This is a genomic window from Arthrobacter sp. Y3224055, assembly GCF_059090825.1.
Map to the genome: position 1 here is coordinate 148,660 of NZ_JBNHGB010000002.1, position 14,832 is coordinate 163,491.

The 14,832-nt window shown below is 64.8% G+C and carries 13 protein-coding genes; 7 read left to right on the forward strand and 6 right to left on the reverse strand.

Translation table 11 applies throughout. The features are described from left to right. Window positions 1-78: 78 nt before the first annotated feature. On the forward strand, window positions 79-522 hold the full coding sequence (locus AC5RTY_RS05990; protein ID WP_494109271.1) for a hypothetical protein: 444 nt from the start codon (window positions 79-81) through the stop codon (window positions 520-522). Between the two features lie 227 nt (window positions 523-749). On the opposite strand, the gene AC5RTY_RS05995 is transcribed toward AC5RTY_RS05990, so the two are convergent. After that, window positions 750-1,835 carry a glycosyltransferase family 4 protein gene (locus AC5RTY_RS05995; RefSeq protein ID WP_494109270.1) on the reverse strand — a complete coding sequence of 362 codons (1,086 nt, stop codon included), beginning with the start codon at window positions 1,833-1,835 and terminating at the stop codon, window positions 750-752. After that, window positions 1,832-2,710 (reverse strand): alpha/beta fold hydrolase, encoded by an 879-nt coding sequence (locus AC5RTY_RS06000; RefSeq protein WP_494109269.1) that lies wholly within the window; start codon window positions 2,708-2,710, stop codon window positions 1,832-1,834. The genes AC5RTY_RS05995 and AC5RTY_RS06000 overlap by 4 nt, the downstream gene beginning before the upstream one ends. Before the next feature lie 313 nt (window positions 2,711-3,023). On the opposite strand from AC5RTY_RS06000, the gene glpK reads away from it, so the two are divergent. The 3 genes from glpK to AC5RTY_RS06015 all read left to right on the forward strand — a co-directional run bounded on the left by glpK (window position 3,024) and on the right by AC5RTY_RS06015 (window position 8,166). After that, the gene (gene glpK / locus AC5RTY_RS06005; RefSeq protein WP_494139214.1) at window positions 3,024-4,538 is read left to right on the forward strand and encodes a glycerol kinase GlpK; all 1,515 of its coding nucleotides are present in this window, start codon (window positions 3,024-3,026) and stop codon (window positions 4,536-4,538) included. 164 nt (window positions 4,539-4,702) lie between these two features. Continuing rightward, window positions 4,703-7,192 carry a leucine--tRNA ligase gene (leuS, locus tag AC5RTY_RS06010; protein ID WP_494139215.1) on the forward strand — a complete coding sequence of 830 codons (2,490 nt, stop codon included), beginning with the start codon at window positions 4,703-4,705 and terminating at the stop codon, window positions 7,190-7,192. A 17-nt stretch (window positions 7,193-7,209) separates the two neighbouring features. Next, window positions 7,210-8,166, forward strand: a complete 957-nt coding sequence (locus AC5RTY_RS06015; protein WP_494139216.1) for a DegV family protein — start codon at window positions 7,210-7,212, stop codon at window positions 8,164-8,166. A 67-nt stretch (window positions 8,167-8,233) separates the two neighbouring features. Here AC5RTY_RS06015 and AC5RTY_RS06020 read toward each other — a convergent pair whose 3' ends face one another. The 4 genes from AC5RTY_RS06020 to AC5RTY_RS06035 form a co-directional block, all read right to left on the reverse strand. After that, a complete protein-coding gene (locus AC5RTY_RS06020) occupies window positions 8,234-8,995 on the reverse strand; it encodes a hypothetical protein (RefSeq protein ID WP_494139217.1) in 762 nt (253 codons plus the stop codon). Window positions 8,996-9,017: 22 nt separating this feature from the next. Then, on the reverse strand, window positions 9,018-9,449 hold the full coding sequence (locus AC5RTY_RS06025) for a hypothetical protein (RefSeq protein ID WP_494139218.1): 432 nt from the start codon (window positions 9,447-9,449) through the stop codon (window positions 9,018-9,020). Window positions 9,450-10,209: 760 nt separating this feature from the next. After that, a complete protein-coding gene (locus AC5RTY_RS06030; protein ID WP_494139219.1) occupies window positions 10,210-11,178 on the reverse strand; it encodes a hypothetical protein in 969 nt (322 codons plus the stop codon). A gap of 92 nt (window positions 11,179-11,270) precedes the next feature. After that, window positions 11,271-11,519 (reverse strand): hypothetical protein, encoded by a 249-nt coding sequence (locus AC5RTY_RS06035; protein WP_494139220.1) that lies wholly within the window; start codon window positions 11,517-11,519, stop codon window positions 11,271-11,273. A gap of 431 nt (window positions 11,520-11,950) precedes the next feature. On the opposite strand from AC5RTY_RS06035, the gene AC5RTY_RS06040 reads away from it, so the two are divergent. The 3 genes from AC5RTY_RS06040 to AC5RTY_RS06050 all read left to right on the forward strand — a co-directional run bounded on the left by AC5RTY_RS06040 (window position 11,951) and on the right by AC5RTY_RS06050 (window position 14,813). Further along, window positions 11,951-13,600: a fibronectin type III domain-containing protein gene (locus tag AC5RTY_RS06040; protein ID WP_494139221.1), complete on the forward strand. Its 1,650-nt coding sequence runs from the start codon at window positions 11,951-11,953 to the stop codon at window positions 13,598-13,600. A gap of 181 nt (window positions 13,601-13,781) precedes the next feature. Further along, window positions 13,782-14,072: a hypothetical protein gene (locus AC5RTY_RS06045; RefSeq protein ID WP_494139222.1), complete on the forward strand. Its 291-nt coding sequence runs from the start codon at window positions 13,782-13,784 to the stop codon at window positions 14,070-14,072. 108 nt (window positions 14,073-14,180) lie between these two features. After that, window positions 14,181-14,813 carry a DUF4240 domain-containing protein gene (locus AC5RTY_RS06050; protein ID WP_494139223.1) on the forward strand — a complete coding sequence of 211 codons (633 nt, stop codon included), beginning with the start codon at window positions 14,181-14,183 and terminating at the stop codon, window positions 14,811-14,813. The last annotated feature ends 19 nt before the right edge of the window (window positions 14,814-14,832 follow it).

Sequence of the window (14,832 nt, forward strand, 5' to 3'; positions counted from 1 at the left end):
TCGGACCCGCCGTCGGCCCGGCGCCCCGCAACAAACCGCTGCCGGCAGACGGGGCTGTGGCAGGTGGTCCTGCTTCTGATGCTGTGGCAGACGGGGCTCCGGCAAGTGGTCCTGCTGCAGGCGATGCTGTGGCTTTCGCGGCTGCAGCAGACGGGGGTGCGGCAGGTGGTCCTGCAACAGGCGATGCTGTGGCGCGTGATCCGGCGGCGGGAGATGCTGGGGCGCCCGGGGCTGCGGCAGGCGGGGCTGCGGCAGACGATCTGGGCGCAAGCACTGCTGCGGCGGGAGAATCGGGTACGGCCGGATCAAACATCTCAGCGTCTCAATCTTCAGCATGCGTACTGCATGGCCTCGACTACGAACGGTCACGAACCCTGCACGGATCCGCAGACGCCGCCGGCAAACTCACAACCCGGCGGCCAACGATGGTGCTCAACTGCTACTGAAAACAGACTATTGGCCGCCACTGACAGTTTCGGAGGGTGCGGCCTCCGCCGCCGCATCCGCATCCGCCTCCGGTGACGGTGCCGCTGCCGCTGCCGCTGCCGGTGACGATGACGGCGACGGTGCAGATGACGGCAGCACGGAAAGCTGTGCAGTGGCCCCGACCGAAAGCGCCACATTGGGACGGACGTCCGCCGTCAGCAGCTCAACCCGCCGTGAGTATGGAAAGAAGACATGAGTCGACGTGTCGATCGGGCGCTTCAAAAACGACATCCATCGGCTCCTCCTCGGATGCCGGCCACCAACTACCGGGACCGGCCCCGCCGTCGTTCCAGCACTTCCTCGGCGGCGGCGACCAGCTGCTTGGCCGACTCGTTCCAGTCGTAGGCCGCCGCTCGGCGGATGCTGGCCTCCGACGCCGCGCGGAAGGCACCGGGCTGGTCGAGCGCCGCCACCGCCGCCGCAAAGTCGGCGGGCTCATCCGGGTCCACGAGCGTGACGGCGCCGCCACCGACCTCGCGGAAGATAGGGATGTCGCTGGCGATCACCGGTGTCCCGGCTGCCATGGCCTCGATCAGCGGCAGGCCGAAGCCTTCGTCGCGGGAGAGGGTGACCAGCGCCGTGGCCCGTTGCAGCAGCTGCTGATACCCGTCGTCGGAAATCCCGTTGTGGAAGACCAGCCGGCGAGGGTCGACGGCCCGCGCCTCCAGTTCGGCCTGCCGATCAGGACGCACCGGGCTGAGCAGATGGAGCCGGTAGTCCGGCAGCAGCGCCATGGCGTCAACGATGGTTTCAACGTTCTTGTACGGCATGAACGACCCCATGTAGAGCAGGGTCTTGTCGCGGCCGCCGGCTGGATCACGCGGCGCTCCCTGCGGCTGGGCGGCGTTGGAAACAATCCGGATCGGCCTGCGGGTGAGTCGGTGCCGTTCCATCAGCGCCTGCGTGGTGTGGCTGATGGTGGCCACCGTGTCCGCACGGTTCAACAGCAGGCGCTGCGGCCAGTAGGCCTTGTGGTAGAGCCGCCACAGCCACTGCACCGGCTTGGGCAGGAAGCCCGGCGGTTTGGGGTGGGAATAGTAGATCAGGTCGTGCAGCGTCAGGATCAGCCCGTATCTGCGGCCGAAACTGCCCATGGTCTGCATCGGGCAGACGACGACGTCGGCGCCCAGCTTGTTCACGCGGCGCGCCACGAAGAGTTCGGCGGGGGAGAGGGGGCTGTTGATCTTGACCCAGGGCACGTCGGGCAGGAACTGCAGCTGCCGCTCGTCGTTGATCAGCATGCTCACGTCCGCCAGCCTGGACGCGGCCTCGATGAGGCTGGCGCCGTAGCGGCTGATGCCGTCCAGCTGGTCGGTTCGGGTGAACCGGGCGTCAATCAGGAGTTTCATGCACTCATTCCGTCGATGAAGTCCCGGATGAAGGCGGCCGCCGCTGCCGGGGTTTCGTAATGGATCAAATGCCCGACGGCGGGGATCACTTCCAGCCGGGAGTCCGGGATCATCGCCGCGAGCCTGCGCTGGCTGGCCACGGAACCGATGTCGTCCCGTTCGCCGGCGATCAGGAGGACCGGAAGCTCCAGCAGGCCGGCGACCTGCGCGACGTCGGCGGAGATGGACGCCCGGAAGGCCTCCAGCACCACGCGGCGGTTCGCGAACGCGCTGAAGTAGGCGTCGTGCTGCCCGTGGATGTAGGAACGCAGCTGCGGGTCGCGGGTCTTCGCCATCATGATGCTCATGCCCCGGACGATCAGCCGGTGGCGCAGCAGCCAGAGACCCAGCCGCTCGGGCAGCTTTGCCCCGGCGAAGTAGTAGAACCCGGCGAGCCGGGAGGGGATCGCCTTGGGTCCCTGCAGGGCGGGTTCGCTGATCGGGTTGACCAGGACGGCGGCCCGGAAGCTGCCCGGATGCGCCGCCAGGTAGTGACTCACCACGATGGACCCGAAGGAGTGTCCCAGGACGTAGGTGTCCGGGCCCAGCTTGAGTTCGCCGGCCAGGGCGTGCAGGAACCGGGTGTAACCCTCGATCCCGTGGCTGCCGGCAGTAAGCGGCTCCGATTCGCCGAAGCCGGGAAGGTCGGGGGCGATCACCCGGTAACCGGGCAGCCGGCCCACCACCAGTTCCAACCCGTGGTGATCACCGCGGAAGCCGTGGATGACCAGGAGGGCGGGCGCGCCGTCGTCGTCCGCGGGATATTCCCAGTAGCGCACCCGGGCGCCGTCGAGCAGAAGTTCGCGGCGCACCGCACGGTCGGCAACGGCGGTCACGCCGGGGTCCTTCCTGATTTCATGCCTTCGACTCTACCGACCTGCGGGCGCGTTGCCGCGCAGCGCGGCCGATGTTGCCTAGGGCCGACGACGGCGACCGCCGCGGGAGCGGCACAGGTGGGGGCACAGCCGGGGCTGGCACCGGACAGGCGCGGGGAGCAGATGCGGAGGCAGGCCCCGGCTGGCACACGCCGCAAGCGGGCCGCACGGCGGACGACGGCGAGGGCCCGCTCGATTGACGCTGCCGTGCGCCGCCGGTTAGGTTCAACAGCAGCCGGGCACCGAGGCCCGGATTGGAGCGTGGAGGACACAGATGGCGGAGTTCGTGCTGGCGATCGACCAGGGGACCACCTCCACGCGCGCGATTATTTTCGACCACTCCGGGACGCCGGTCTCCACCGGTCAGCGCGAGCACCGGCAGATTTTCCCGCAGCCGGGCTGGGTAGAACACGACCCGCTGGAAATCTGGGACAACACCCGCGAGGTAGTGGGCACGGCGCTGTCCCGGGCCAGCCTGACCCGCCACGACATCGCCGCCGTCGGCATCACCAACCAGCGCGAAACCACGGTGGTGTGGGAGAAGAGCACCGGCCGGCCGGTCTACAACGCGATCGTCTGGCAGGACGTGCGCACGCAGCAGATCTGCGATCAACTGGCCGCCGACGGCGGCGTGGACCGCTTCCGGGAGCAGACCGGACTGCCGCTCGCGCCCTACTTCGCCGGCACCAAGCTGGCCTGGATCCTGCGCAACGTGGACGGGGCGCGGGAACGGGCCGAGGCCGGCGAGCTGCTGTTCGGCACCACCGACAGCTGGGTGCTGTGGAACCTGACCGGCGGGCCGGACGGCGGCACGCACGCCACCGACGTGACCAACGCCTCCCGCACCCTGTTCATGGACCTGCGCACGCTCCAGTGGGACCGGGAGATCCTGGACGCCTTCGGCGTGCCGGCCGCCATGCTGCCGGAGATCCGCTCCTCGTCCGAGCCTTATGCGACCGTGCACGGCTCGCAGCTGCTGCGGCACGTCCCGGTCGCGGGCATCCTCGGCGACCAGCAGGCGGCCACGTTCGGGCAGGCGGCCTTCAACCCCGGCGAGGCCAAGAACACGTACGGCACCGGGTGCTTCGTGCTGGTCAACACGGGCGAGGAGATCGTCAGGTCATCGCACGGCCTGCTGACGTCCGTGGGCTACCAGTTGGGCAAGGCGGCGCCGCACTACGTGCTGGAGGGGTCGATCGCCGTCGCAGGGTCGCTGATGCAGTGGCTGCGCGACAACCTGGGCCTGATCTCATCCGCGCAGGAGGCGGAGCAACTGGCGGCCACGGTCGAGGACACCGGCGGCTGCTACTTCGTGCCCGCGTTCTCCGGCCTGTTCGCCCCGTACTGGCGGCAGGACGCGCGCGGCGCCCTGGTGGGCCTGACCCGCTTTGTGACCAAGGCGCACATTGCCCGGGCCGCGCTGGAGGCCACGGCATTCCAGACCCGGGAAGTCCTGGACGCGGTGAACGCCGACGCCGCGGTGCCGCTGACCGGCCTCAAGGTCGACGGCGGGATGGTCGCCAACGACGCGCTGATGCAGTTCCAGGCGGACATCCTGGGCGTGCCCGTGAGGCGGCCGCGGGTCACCGAGACCACGGCGCTGGGAGCGGCCTACGCCGCGGGCCTCGCCGTCGGATTTTGGGAGGACACGGACCAGCTGGCCCGGAACTGGGTGCAGGACAAGGTGTGGGAGCCGCAGATGCCCGCGGAAGAGCGGGAGCGCAGGCTGCGTTTGTGGAAGAAGGCGGTCACCCGGACCTTCGACTGGGTCGACGACGATGTCCGGTGAACGTGCGGTAAAGTGGTCCCATGTTCGCACTGCTCCTTAGCTAGCCGCTGCCGCGGGGCCCAGGCCCTGCTTCAGCGGCCCGCCCCTCCGATGCCGAGGGGCTTTTGTGTGTCTAGGGGAGTCAGGCCAGTGCGCAGTACAGACAAGAGGACGAGGCAAGCACAGTGAGTACGCAGCCGGGAACGGAACAGCACGAGTACAGTTTCTCCGCCATGGAGGCCAAGTGGCAGGCCGTGTGGGAGGAACTTGATGTCTTCGCTCCCGCCGACGACGGTTCCCGCGAACGCCGCTACGTGCTGGACATGTTCCCCTACCCCTCCGGCGACCTGCACATGGGCCACGCCGAAGCGTTCGCCATGGGCGACGTGGTGGCCCGCTACTGGCGGCTGAAGGGCTACGACGTCCTGCACCCGATCGGCTGGGACTCCTTCGGCCTGCCGGCCGAGAACGCCGCGATCAAGCGCAACGCCCACCCCAGCGAGTGGACCTACGCCAACATCGACACCCAGGCGGCGTCCTTCAAGCGCTACGCGATCAGCGCCGACTGGTCCCGCCGACTGCACACCTCCGACCCGGAGTACTACCGCTGGACCCAGTGGCTGTTCCTGCGGTTCTACGAGCGCGGCCTGGCCTACCGCAAGAACTCCCCGGTCAACTGGTGCCCGAAGGACCTGACCGTGCTGGCCAACGAACAGGTAGTCAACGGGGCCTGTGAACGCTGCGGCACGCCCGTGACCAAGAAGAGCCTGAACCAGTGGTACTTCAAGATCACCGAGTACGCCGACCGCCTGCTGGACGACATGGACGAGCTCAAGGGCCACTGGCCGGAGCGCGTGCTGGCCATGCAGCGCAACTGGATCGGCCGCTCCGAGGGCGCCCACGTCCGGTTCACGGTGGAGGAGGCGGGCGGACGCCCGGCCCAGGACGTCACGGTCTTCACCACCCGCCCGGACACGCTGAACGGCGCCACCTTCTTCGTGGTCGCGGCCGACGCGCACCTGGCCCTGGACCTGGTGGCCCCGGAGCACCACGATGCGCTGATGGCCTACCGGGAGCAGATCAAGGCACTCTCCGACATCGAGCGCCAGTCCACCGAACGCGAAAAGACCGGCGTGTTCCTGGGCCGCTACGCGATCAACCCGCTCAACGGCGAAAAGCTGCCGGTCTGGGCCGCCGACTACGTGCTGGCCGACTACGGGACCGGCGCCATCATGGCCGTCCCGGCGCACGACCAGCGCGACCTCGACTTCGCGAGGGCCTTCGACCTGCCGGTCCGCGCCGTCGTCGACACCGGGGAAGGGGATCCGGCCGAGACCGGGATCGCCACCAGCGGCGAAGGAACCCTGATCAATTCCGGCGAGCTGGACGGCCTGTCCAAGACCGAGGCCATCGCCCGCGCCATCGACCTGGTGGAGGCGGCCGGCACCGGCGAGAAGACCGTGAACTTCAGGCTGCGCGACTGGCTGCTGTCCCGGCAGCGCTTCTGGGGCGCGCCGATCCCGATCGTCCACTGCGACGAGTGCGGCGAGGTCCCGGTTCCCGATGACCAGCTGCCCGTGCGGCTGCCCGACGACCTGCGCGGCGAAGCCCTGTCGCCCAAGGGCACCTCGCCGCTGGCCTCCGCCGCGGACTGGGTCAACACCGACTGCCCGAACTGCGGCAAGGCCGCCCGCCGCGACACCGACACCATGGACACCTTCGTGGATTCGTCCTGGTACTACCTGCGCTTCGCCTCCCCGGACTACGCCGAGGGCCCGTTCGAGAAGGACGCCGCGGCCCGCTGGCTGCCGGTGGACCAGTACGTCGGCGGCGTCGAGCACGCCATCCTGCACCTGCTCTACAGCCGGTTCTTCACGAAGGTGCTCAAGGACATGGGCCTGATCGATTTCGACGAGCCGTTCCGTGCGCTGCTGAACCAGGGCCAGGTGCTCAACGGCGGCAAGGCGATGAGCAAGTCGCTGGGCAACGGCGTGGACCTGGGCGAGCAGCTGGACAAGTTCGGCGTGGACGCCGTGCGCCTGACCATGATCTTCGCCTCGCCGCCCGAAGACGACGTGGACTGGGCGGACGTCTCGCCCTCCGGCTCGGCCAAGTTCCTGGCCCGCGCCTGGCGGCTGGGACAGGACGTCGCCTCCGCTCCGGGCACGGAGTACGACGACGGCGACCGCGCCCTGCGCTCGGTCACCCACCGGACCGTTGCCGACGCGGCGGAACTGCTCGACGCCGGCAAGTTCAACGTGGTCATCGCCCGGCTGATGGAGCTGGTCAATGCCACCCGCAAGGCCATCGACGCCGGACCCGGTGCCGCCGACCCGGCCGTCCGCGAAGCCACCGAGGCAGTGGCCATTATCCTGAGCCTGTTTGCCCCCTACACCGCGGAGGACCTCTGGGCCCGGCTGGGCCACGAACCGTCCGTGGTCAAGGCGTCCTGGCCGGCCGTGGACCAGTCCCTGCTGGTGCAGGACACCGTGACGGCCGTGGTGCAGGTGGCCGGGAAGGTGCGCGATCGGCTGGAGGTGGCAGCCGACGTCGACGCGGACGAGCTGGAGAAGCTCGCCCTGGCCTCGCCGCAGATCATCCGGACCCTTGACGGCCGCGGAGTGCGCAAGGTGATTGTGCGCGCGCCGAAGCTGGTCAACATCGTGCCGGCCTGACCGGCGGCCCGGCCCCGATGAATTGGCTCGAGCACCTCGTACAGCGGTCCAAGCAGTTGCTGCACCAGCAGCAGCAGGCGCCTGCCCGGCCCGGGCAGCCGCCGCGGCACCGGGTCGCCGTCGTGACGGATTCGGCGGCCTCGCTGCCCGCGGACTGGGTCAACCAGCCGGACACCGCGGACTGGCTGCGGGTGGTGCCGATGCCGGTGATGATCTCAGGGCAGATCTACGGGGAAGGCGTCGACGACGTCGCGTCCGCCCTGGCGGTCGGGCTCGCTGAGGGGCGCGACATCAAGACGTCGCGGCCGTCGCCGGGGCTGCTGGAGAGGACCTACCGGGAGCTTGAAGACCTGGGCTTCGACGCGATCGTCTCCATCCACCTCTCGGCCGAGCTCTCCGGCACGATCGAAGCGGCAGGCTTGGCCGCCGACGGCGTGGGCATCCCGGTGGAAGTAGTGGACACGCGCAGCGCCGCTCTGGGTGAAGGATTCGCCGTCATTGACGCCGTCGTCGCGGCGCAGAGCGGTCTCGACCGGCAGGCCGTGACGGATCGCGCCAAGGCGGCCGCCGTGTGTTCCGACGTCTTTTTCTACGTGCCCAGCCTGGACCAGCTGCGCCGCGGCGGCCGGATTTCCGCCGCCTCCGGCCTGCTCGGCTCCCTGCTGGCGATCAAGCCGTTGCTGGCCATCCGCGACGGTGCCATCCTGCCTCTGGAGAAGGTTCGGACCGCCGCCCGCGCCCAGGCCCGGCTGCAGCAGCTGGTGGTGCGCCGGATCGAGGAACTCGATTACGAACCCCGGGTGGCGGTGCACTACTTCGGCAACGAAACCGAGAGCCGGGCCATCGCGGAAACCCTGCAGCAGTACCTGAGCGACGAGGTGCTGCTGACCCCGGTTCCCTCGGTCCTGGCCGCCCACACCGGCTTGGGCGTGGTCGCAGTGGTCGTCGGTCCGCCGACGCCGCCCCTGGACTGACCGCTCCTTTCCTGCACAGGCGGCGCCGCCGGAGCCGCAGCGTTACCCTTGCAGAGGTGTCGGCTGATCAGGGGTAAACGAGCAGGTTCTTGTGCACATGGCGCCAGCCTTCAGCCAGTTCCTTACTGACGTCGTAGTCGTCGTCGACCAGCTTTGCCTTTACGCCGGGGGCGCCCAGCTCCACAGCGGGGGTGCCGCCGCCACAGCCGGCGGAGGCTGTTTCGGCTTTCAGATTCTCCACGACCACGCACACAATGCCGTCTCCACCAGGGTCGTTCGACAGCGCCGCATGGAACACGTATTCGTCGTCCTTGAACAGGAGCCGCGCGCTGTCTGCCTTGATGTTGAGGTCCTCCGCGTCGCCGGCCAGGCTGGTGTCGGCCGGTGTGGCCGGTGCTTCGAGAGCAGCAATCTCGAACTTCGGATCATCCAACCCGCGCACCAGCAGGTTCTTGTGCAGGTAACGCCAGCCTTCGGCCAGTTCCTTACTGGCGTCGTAGCCGTCGTAGGCCAGCTTCGCTTCCAGGAGGCCGGGAGTTCCCTCGGTCTTGTCCCAGGCAATATAGGGGGTGCTGTCGCCACATCCAGTTGATTCGACGCCCCCTTCATCCTGGATGACCACGCAGAGGCGCCCGCTAGCCATTTCGGCGAGCGGCACTAAGGAGTAGAACCTGTAGGGCGCCTCTTCTGCCAGCAGGTGCTTATTGGTTGAGGTGAGGGGCAGGTCCTTGAATGCCGGATCAGGCGGCGCGGGCTTTGGTCCGCTGGTGCAGCCGGTCACCGCTAGGAGTACCGCTACACCGGCTGTCAGTTTGGTCAGCGTGCGCACATCGTGTTCCTGTCTGCCGGTGTTACCGCTTCACTGTGTACGTGGCGCCGAGATCCTCGGCGAGGGCTTCCATGTTCGTATTTCTTTGACGATCCTCTACCCCCAGCGCGACCTCAGCGACATCGGCGACAAACCAGTTCTGGCCCTCGACCAGGTAGACAGACCCGGGGTTACCGGCTGCACCGACATACATCTCGTGCACGTTGTCGTAGGCTTCCTGGCTGTCGAACCAGAGAACTTCGACAGTCTCGGTACACAGCACTGCCTCGCCCGTAGGTCCTCCTCCTAGCGGAAACTTCGTCGGCGGGTCACCGACGTCATCCGCACAGTTCAGCACTGCGTCGACCGCCTGATAAGCAGCATCCAGCGACGAAAACTGCGGTAATTCCTGAGCGGCACCACTCTCACTACCGCAGGTTGTCGTGATACCAACAAACCCGAGTGCTAACACCAAAGATAAGTGATTCCCTAGGCGGTGTTTAGTCCCACGGATTTCCTTTACCGTTGAAATGTTGGTCTCAGGCTAACCCCAAGACGCTACGTGCGAGATCTTTCCAACGTTGCGAAGCAATAACTTCTTTATGTGCATGGCCACAGCTGCTTAGCTGTTGCGGCTCCCTTCACGCCCCCTTCAGTTTGGGCAGGGGAGCAGGCTTCGGATACCAAGGGTGTAGTTGAAGGCAACCTTTTCTAGACAATCGCTCAGGTTGATTTCGGTCCAAGCCTCCTGATGGCAAGCATGACTATTCAGGTGCTGGCTCCGATGTAAAGAAGAAATATCGCATGGTCCGCGGCCACCTTGTTCTATGCAGGTAAACAGTGACTTCATGGATTACCGAACCGTTCCGGAAGTGGTGCTTCATACACGGCGTTTTGCACTCACCATCACTGCCGCCGCGACTGACTAAAAGCTGCAATCATCAGTAGTGTCTCAACTTAGGGGGAACATGAACCAGAATCACGCCACCGCAAACTTTCAAACCGTGCATATGGTTGTTGCCATTTGTGCCGGTCCTTTTCTCGCGGGCTGCACTGTGTTGGAAGTACTTCCGGCTGTCTCTCAAATGGCGCCTGCCAGCCGGAGGAGAGTCCCTTTGCCCACGGGTTGAAGGCAGCCTTGTTAGCGAGACGGCAAGCCAGTTTCGGTAGACGCAGGATGGGCAGGAGGAGGCCCCAGCCCTCATCCCACCCCGGAGTATCTGTCTGGCGGCCTGCTACCGGCGAATGACCAGGTCCTGCGTATTTGTGGCGGTGTAAACAGGCGACCAGGTCTTCCTGATTACCGTACTGTTTGTTTTCTTGACCAACGGCTCCCCGGGGAAGAGCGTTACCGTTGCCTTCGCGCCGATAACTGGTTTGGGCACCCCTGCGGTCTCCTTCTCGTTGTCATTCCAAACGGTCTGGCCGGCGGTGCGGCCGAGGAGCCAGCGCTGCCCTTCCCCCTTCTCGATCATGTAGTAGGCGTCAGTGATGTACTCTCCCCTGAAGTCACCCGTGCACTTGAGCCGCATATCAATCCAGGCGGCGTATTCGGACTCGCCTTCGGCCCTGGGCCAGAACCCGAAAACCTTGCAAGTCATCTTCGTGGACTTCTTGGAGTAGGCGACCAGAATGTCATTCCCAGCCTCCGTGACGGTGGTGTAGATGGGGAATTGGTACTTCGTGCTCGTGGTGACCTTGTACCTGCCGGGCTTGAGCGCGGCCGAGGCCTGATCTTTGGCCACCGTTTTTGACCCCTGCTTGACGGTAAGGCGACTGGAGACGACCTTAGCGCCCTTGGCCACTGTGAATTTCGGTCGGACGGTCGCAGTGCCGTCCGCTGAGGCTGTCCTGCCGGCGATCTTACCGGCAGTCACCGCGGGGACGACGGTGAGGTTCTGGTTCCGGCTTGTGGTTTTCATGTTTGAGTAGCCATTGTGGCCTCTGGTCGTCCAGTATTTGACAGTGGTGGTGACTTTGTAGGTACCGGCCTTGAGCCTGGCGGCGCTCTTGCCACGGACCAGCGTCTTCTTGCCCTGGGTGACAGTGAGGGACTGGGAATAGACAACGACCGTCCCGCTGAGCGACAGCGACGGTTTGATGACCGCGGTGCTTCCCACTTTCACAGCCGGGCTCGCGATGGTCCTGATGGTGACCTTCGCTGCGGCCTTTTTGGTGACAGCGGCAGGGACAGACGCCGTCAAATCTGAAGCCGGGGCAGCGACAGTCGGGGGCACACAACCGAGTCCTATGGCCGCAGCAACGGCAAGAGATATGGCCCCTCTAGTAAACCTGTTCAATTTTCCCCCAACGTCTCTGATTCTGATGTTGCTTTAGCATAAACGTTCAATCGATCGGGGAGGTATAAGCGCAGAAATGTTTTTTGCTCGGGCCGCGCCACGTCTTCCGGAATATTTAGCAGATCCTGGAGCGGCCGGCCATTGACCAAGAACAGGGACTCCACCGGATGCTCCCGCTCTGCAGGAAAATCCGTGTAACGCGACGCGGCAGCTTTGACGCTTAGACGCTGGCGGCCTTTTCTCATGGCGAGAAGAAGAATTTTGGGTGGATCAGGTCAGGGCAATCCGCAACTTTTTCAGAACCAGCAGGGGGCGTAAGATGGCGGCTTTTCGGATTCGGGCTTCGCTAACAGTGAGGCCGGGAGTGCCGACAGTGGATGAGACAGGCGAATCGTGGTGCGTCGAAATTCTCCTCATCGCGCAGGGAGTTGAGGCTGCGACGAACTGCACTTCGGCCTGCAACAGGTATCGGCCGTCGGGCGTCAATTCGTCGCAGGCGGCTATGACCATAGGTGATGTGGCTCAAATTATGCCGGACTTCTAATCACTGTTTCCCTTTCTCAAAACTTGATCCACAGACTTAGGAAGGTCCAACACCTTGAAACTCAGAAAAGGCTTGGCGCTGGTCCTGGCGGCCGGCGTCCTGTTGTCCGGAGGCGGTGTCGCCGCCACCACCATGACGGCTGCGCCCGCGTCCGCGGCTCCTGTTGGCGTACTCGACGCGCCCACCAACGTCAAAGTCTCCAAAGTGTCCTTCGATTCAGCAACGCTGACCTGGGCCATACCGGCGGGCTATGCGGGGCTGGGCCATTCCTACGACTTCATCATCGAGCAGGACGGCCGGGAGACCCGCAACATAGGAACCGGGGGTGACGAATACACCTCTGATCAGGTCGGGGAATTCCGCGTTTTCGGCTTGAGTGAAAACACCGAGACCAGGGTCGGAATTTGGGTCCATGGCGGGTACCGGAGTGGGTTTGGCGATTCTCCGGTCACCTGGGTGAGTTTCAAGACCGGCATTGAGGCCGACACCGTGCTCGCGGATCCCGTGCTTGATCTCAAGATCCGGGAGGTCACCAACTCCCACGCCGTTTTGTCCTGGTATGAACCGCGGTTCTACGTCGGCAAAATCGTGAACTACACCCTGACGCTGAAGAGGGGCACGGCCCTCGTAAGGAATGTCGTTGTACCGCACGCGTCTATCGAGTTCCTGTACGGCCTTCTGCCCGATACGGCTTACACCGTCGAGGTCCGCGCCAACGTGGTATCCCCGAACGGCCTGCACAAGATCGCCTCCGCCCCCGTGACGGTCAGTTTCACGACCCGGAAGGACTCCACGGCGGAGGTGGCCTTCCCGCCTTCCACCTCCCTCACCATGAGCAAGGTTGGCTTTGACAGGGTCACCGTCAACTGGCCGAAGCCTCTCGTGCGCGGCACCCACGCCGGCTACCGGATCCTCGTTGAGGGAGCGGGCGGCGAACGATGGATCAATGTCGGTGCCAGCGCCACCTCCCTGACTGTCACGGGACTGAAGGCGGAAACCAAGTACCTCATTTCGGTTTATGGCGACGCTGTCTCTGACGATGGCAGGCGATACAGCGGAAGCATCCAGAAAGCGGTTACCACCACGAAGGACCCCGCCAGCATCGTCAGCGTTGCCACGCCCAAGTCCGTGAAGGCTTCCGCCACCACGGACTCAATCACTGCTTCATGGGGCAAGCCTGCCGTCACCGGCAAGCTGACCAACTACACGGTCACGCTGAAGCAGGGCTCCAAGACTGTGAAGGCTTTTAACACCGCGAAGACTTCGCAGACTTTCACCCGACTGAAGGCCGGCACCAGCTACAGGCTCTACGTGAAAGCCAATGCTGTCTCTGCCAACGGAAAGTCCAAGAAGTCTTCCTCCTCGGTCTCCAAGGTAGTGAAGACGGTTTCGGCTTCCGCGGTGAAGGTCGCCGCACCGGCGTCCGTCAAGACCTCGGCCGGGAAGGGCAGCGTCACGGTTTCGTGGAAGACGCCTGCCGTGACCGGCAAGGTGACCGGCTACACCGTCACGCTGAAGCAGGGGAAGAAAACGGTGAAGGTCTACACCACGACCAGCACCAAGGCGACGTTCACGAAGCTGAAGGCCAACACCAGCTACAAGGTGTACGTGAAAGCGAACGCGAAGTCCGTCAACGGGAAGGTCAAAAAGTCCTCTTCCACCGTCGCTAAGACTGTGAGGACGAAGAAGGCGGGCAGTGGCGGCGTCTTTGGCGGCAACTACGGTCCTGTCGACTTCTGCTGGACCAGCAACGGAATGGGCGGCACAATGCCCTGCCCGTAGCCCTGCGACAGAGAAGGCGGGAAGTCATTCGTGGCTACTCGCCTTCTTTATGCCCGCCTTTAGGGACGAATTAGTTGAGCAGTGACCTCCATGGACTAGTCGCTCATCTTTCCCGCCGCAGCACCAGCAGGTCAACGCGGCCGCGTAAACTGAGAATACGATTTCATTCAAGGGGGAGAATATGAAGTACAAAAACGCGGCAGGGTTGTTCGTGAGCGGTATTAGCTTTATTTTGGCTGGTCCGCTAATTGTTTTTATTGCCCTGACGTTCGGAGCACGCGCGGCTTTCACCGATCCCTCCGCTGAGCTGGGTGGCCTGTTCCTCGGTGTAACGGTTTTCGGGGGACTACTGGGCTTCCTGGGCTTGGTCTTGCTCGTTGGGTCGATATACAGGGCTTTGGTGAAGATCGATGCCTTGCCGGTTACGATCCCATCCGCGGACAGGGAGAGTCGGCCTGTCGACCGTTGGTAAGCGATCCTTTGTGCATTCGGCCCTACAGCCTTTCCTGTTCCAAGAGAAGCGGCCTGAACGAGGTGGCCACTCAACCAGACGGGCGATTGTGAAGGGCTGCTTCGGGGCATGAGAGCGAAGGTTTGGACGGCGTCGCTGCTGGTGGCCGCTGTGGTCATGCTGGCCGGCTGCGGCTCCGATGAGGAGCCGGCTGCGACGGGCCACTGCGGCGGAGTAGCTTCCGTCAAAGACGGCGGCTTTTGGGACATCATCGCGCACACCCAGTCGGCCTCGGGGGGCAGCATTCAAAGGCAGACAGCCGCTCTCGAAGAGTGCCTGGCGAAGCTTCCCGCAGCAGAGATCGCTGAGTTCGACATGGAGTTCGCCCGACACCATGACGAACTCTATCCCTGGGATCTCTGGGGTGCGGCCTTCCTGGTGCAGAACGGCTGCGGGGACGACTGCTTCGAGTATTTTCGCAGCTGGGTTATCGCGCAGGGGCCGGATTACTTCGAGGCGGTCCGCGACGACCCGTCGGCCTTGGCAGATGGACGCCTGACCGATGAGGAAGAAGTTGCCGAGGCGGAACTGCTCTCCTACGTTGCCGCCGACACCTATGCATACCTCACGGGGCGACAGATGTGGGACGACTACCCGGACCACCCCGGCGTCTTCGACATCGACGAGCCCTCAGGCAAAAAGTGGGAGGAGTCCGAGCTCGATGCTGTCTTCCCGGAGCTGACCCCGCTGCCACTGGAATGACCCGGGCGCGGGTCTGAGA

Coding starts and splice junctions, on each gene's coding strand:
- AC5RTY_RS05990 (WP_494109271.1), top strand. CDS start 79: ATGCTGTGGCAGACGGGGCTCCGGCAAGTGGTCCTGCTGCAGGCGATG.
- AC5RTY_RS05995 (WP_494109270.1), bottom strand. CDS start 1,835: ATGAAACTCCTGATTGACGCCCGGTTCACCCGAACCGACCAGCTGGAC.
- glpK (WP_494139214.1), top strand. CDS start 3,024: ATGGCGGAGTTCGTGCTGGCGATCGACCAGGGGACCACCTCCACGCGC.
- AC5RTY_RS06015 (WP_494139216.1), top strand. CDS start 7,210: ATGAATTGGCTCGAGCACCTCGTACAGCGGTCCAAGCAGTTGCTGCAC.
- AC5RTY_RS06035 (WP_494139220.1), bottom strand. CDS start 11,519: ATGAGAAAAGGCCGCCAGCGTCTAAGCGTCAAAGCTGCCGCGTCGCGT.
- AC5RTY_RS06040 (WP_494139221.1), top strand. CDS start 11,951: ATGACGGCTGCGCCCGCGTCCGCGGCTCCTGTTGGCGTACTCGACGCG.
- AC5RTY_RS06045 (WP_494139222.1), top strand. CDS start 13,782: ATGAAGTACAAAAACGCGGCAGGGTTGTTCGTGAGCGGTATTAGCTTT.
- AC5RTY_RS06050 (WP_494139223.1), top strand. CDS start 14,181: ATGAGAGCGAAGGTTTGGACGGCGTCGCTGCTGGTGGCCGCTGTGGTC.